This window comes from Planktothrix sp. FACHB-1355 (assembly GCF_014748295.1).
Taxonomy (GTDB): domain Bacteria; phylum Cyanobacteriota; class Cyanobacteriia; order Cyanobacteriales; family Aerosakkonemataceae; genus Aerosakkonema; species Aerosakkonema funiforme_A.
In genome coordinates, this window is sequence record NZ_JACJUP010001009.1 from 1 (window position 1) to 2,654 (window position 2,654).

Genomic DNA, 2,654 nt, shown 5'->3' on the forward strand with positions numbered 1-2,654 from the left:
TTGATTGGCAACTTCTTTAATGAAAGTTTCGACTGCTTCTTGACGTTCTGATGTAGTAACTTTTGGTGTTAATGGATGTTCCGGCGCGAGTACCACGTAAGTAACACCATAAACGGTATCGGGACGAGTGGTAAACACTCCTATTTTTTCTTCCATTCCGACAATTGGAAATTCCAAATAAGCGCCGACAGATTTACCAATCCAGTTCGCCTGCATTAACTTTACTCTTTCCGGCCAACCTGTCAACTTATCTAAATCTTGGAGTAATTCTTCGGCGTAGTCGGTGATTTTGAGGAACCATTGACGCAAGTTTTTCTTCTCAACTATTGCGCCGGAACGCCAAGAACGACCTTCGCTATCGACTTGTTCGTTTGCTAATACTGTTTGGTCGATGGGGTCCCAGTTAACTTTAGCTTCTTTTTGATATGCTAATCCGGCTTGGAAAAATTGCAAGAAAATCCACTGCGTCCATTTGTAATAGTCGGGGGAACAGGTGGCGAGTTCGCAATTCCAATCGTAGGATAAACCCAAACGCTTTAATTCCGATCGCATTTGCGCGATATTGTTATAAGTCCACTTCGCCGGATGGGTTTGGTTTTTGATGGCGGCGTTTTCTGCTGGGAGTCCAAACGCATCCCATCCCATCGGATGCAATACCCGATCGCCTTGCATTCGGTGTACTCGTGCGATCGCATCCGTGATAGTATAGTTGCGGACATGGCCCATGTGCAGGTTGCCCGATGGATAGGGAAACATCGACAGGGCGTAGAATTTGGGCTTGTCTGTCTCGGTAGGCGTTTGGTCTATGCCTCGTTCTGCCCAAGTCTTTTGCCACTTTTCCTCTATTGCCGTTGGATTATATCGGGATTCCACAATCTAGAACTCCTGCTGGGTCACAAATCAACTACATTTTCCCATTGTGGCACGAATGGGAATGGGGAGTGGGTAGTGGGTAGTGGGGATATCCTGATATTGTAAGTTTATCGCTTTGTTCAAGAAGGAGGAAAAAATCGCACATAAGTTTTCGGGTCAGAGAGTTTCTGACATTCTTAAAGCTAAAAAAGGTAGTATTAAACAAGCCGAACTACCAGAAGGTTCTCCCAGTTGGGAAGAATTTAGCGAAATGATTTGGGAGGAAATTGAAAGGGGTGTACAGGAAAATCTTCCTGGTTTCAAGGTTGTTCGGAAATTATTAAGCGATCGGAGATTTGATAAATGAACAATCCTATCTTTGAAAAATTACTTAAACTCTTAAACAAATTGGAACAAGAAAAAGTCAGCTACACTTTAGCACATCATCGAGATGAAGCAATTATGGTGACAGTGGCTGTACCTGGAGAAAGATGGGAAGTTGAATTTTTGAATGATGGATCGGTAGAAGTAGAAAAGTTTGTTAGTAATGGGGAAATTGGGGGAGAAGAAGCACTGGGAGAATTATTTTCTCGCTATTCGGAACAGCATGATTTACATCTGGTAAATAATTAGATTTAAATGGTGTTTACATACGTGAAAATCACGCTCGCTATATCGGTAGTGCTTTACAAGAGGAAATTGCCAGTGCTGAGTAAAGTCTTTATAGATACTTGCTGCTTACAATTCTTCTTCAATTATTTTAAAATATTCGTTTGCAATTCGTCTCTAGTTTATTCTTGAGATATAATAGAAACTACTTCTCGAAAGTCTTCTATGAGTATCAGTCTTACTTCCGAACAAGAACGCTTTATTCAAACGAAGTTGCAAGTTGGGAAATATCGATCGGCCCAAGAAATCCTAGAAATTGCCTTGCGATTGTTGGATGAATACGATCGCGCAGATAACGCCTGGGTAGAGGATGTGCGAGAAAAAATTGACGCTGCGATCGAAGTTTCCGATCGAACGCCACCTATTGACGGCGAAACTTTTGTTAGCGAAGTTCTAGAACGATTCCAGCAAGCACGTCAGACACAAAAATGAGTCGCTATTTTATGGTTTCTAGAAGAAAAATCTAGCATTTGAAGTCAAAATATTTATTAAAGAATTGGTTCCTGATGCTTCTGAGTTAGATCCTTGGTTCCATTTATTCAGCATATCTTCAGCAAACAGGCGTATTTTTTCATCAGAATCATTTTCTGCTCTATCACGCAATAAAGGTAGAGTTTGGGGATTGTTAGGATAATTCAAGATAATTGCTTCCAGTGCTAAGTAACGAGGATTTAATTGTGAGCTTTTATCCTGATTGTTACTACCCTCATATCGATCATTTACAACACAATCGTAGAATACTTCAAAAATTTCAGCATTATCTTTCCAAATTTCACATAATTTATATATTGAAATCCATCTAATGCTCGGATCTTTATCGGACTGAGCTAACTTTTTGATAATAGGCAAAGTATCAGGATCATCCTTATAGCTATTCGCTAGGTCTTGAATTAAGGAAACTCGTGTATTGCTGTGCGTATCAAAAAAGATACAATTTTTTAGTATAGGTAAAGTATCAGGATCGTCTTTCCAATTATGCACTAAATCTTGAATTGCGCTTAGTCTTACTGCTGGACTTATATCGGTCTTAGCAGAAGCTTTTAATATAGATAAAGTTTCTGGGTCGTTCTCTGCCATCCACGCTAAAACTGTTAGTGCTTGAGAACGCACGGCTCCATGTTTATCATTACGAA

The 2,654-nt window shown here is 40.2% G+C and carries 5 protein-coding genes; 3 read left to right on the forward strand and 2 right to left on the reverse strand.

All coding sequences use genetic code 11. From position 1 onward, the window contains the following. On the reverse strand, positions 1-873 hold an 873-nt coding region (locus tag H6S82_RS28220; protein ID WP_191057107.1), incomplete at its 3' end, for a class I tRNA ligase family protein. Between the two features lie 115 nt (positions 874-988). Between H6S82_RS28220 and H6S82_RS28225 the strand changes: the two genes are divergently transcribed. The 3 genes from H6S82_RS28225 (at position 989) to H6S82_RS28235 (ending at position 1,953) form a co-directional block, all read left to right on the forward strand. Continuing rightward, on the forward strand, positions 989-1,219 hold the full coding sequence (locus tag H6S82_RS28225; RefSeq protein ID WP_190463395.1) for a hypothetical protein: 231 nt from the start codon (positions 989-991) through the stop codon (positions 1,217-1,219). Further along, positions 1,216-1,485 (forward strand): hypothetical protein, encoded by a 270-nt coding sequence (locus tag H6S82_RS28230; protein ID WP_190463397.1) that lies wholly within the window; start codon positions 1,216-1,218, stop codon positions 1,483-1,485. Before H6S82_RS28225 ends, H6S82_RS28230 begins: the two co-directional genes overlap by 4 nt. Positions 1,486-1,686: 201 nt before the next feature. Beyond that, on the forward strand, positions 1,687-1,953 hold the full coding sequence (locus H6S82_RS28235) for a type II toxin-antitoxin system ParD family antitoxin (RefSeq protein ID WP_190463399.1): 267 nt from the start codon (positions 1,687-1,689) through the stop codon (positions 1,951-1,953). A gap of 18 nt (positions 1,954-1,971) precedes the next feature. Here H6S82_RS28235 and H6S82_RS28240 read toward each other — a convergent pair. Continuing rightward, the coding region (locus tag H6S82_RS28240; protein WP_191057108.1) for a HEAT repeat domain-containing protein at positions 1,972-2,654 on the reverse strand (683 nt) is incomplete at its 5' end.